The organism is Vallitalea sediminicola, assembly GCF_054408565.1.
This window is the reverse complement of the sequence record NZ_BTPT01000437.1, coordinates 1-298: the sequence shown is the minus strand read 5'-3', so window position 1 is coordinate 298 and position 298 is coordinate 1. Positions and strand designations below refer to the sequence as shown.

Genomic DNA, 298 nt, shown 5'->3' with positions numbered 1-298 from the left:
AGAAGAAGTTATTGTCTATATTATTGAGAAAGTTAAGGCCTTTCGTTCAGTTTTAAAAGGTACAGATAAAACAAAGGTGACTACTGTGCTTGCAGATTTAAAAAAAAGAATAAATTACACCAGTGAAGATCAAAGCATCTTTGTTCGACTCTTACATGACTACCTTTTACCTGTGCTAAGGGAAGAGATGATGGATGTTCTTAAAAGAAATGAAGAGATTAGAGCAATCTATGATCAACTGAAGATGGATGTTAAAGAGGGAATGCTTATTAACAATTATTTTGAGCGGGTTGAAGAA

1 protein-coding gene is annotated in these 298 nt (G+C 33.2%); it reads left to right on the top strand.

Annotated elements, in window-relative coordinates; translation table 11 throughout:
* On the top strand, positions 1 to 298 hold a 298-nt coding region (locus ACX6CF_RS27335; protein ID WP_458788515.1), incomplete at both ends, for a hypothetical protein.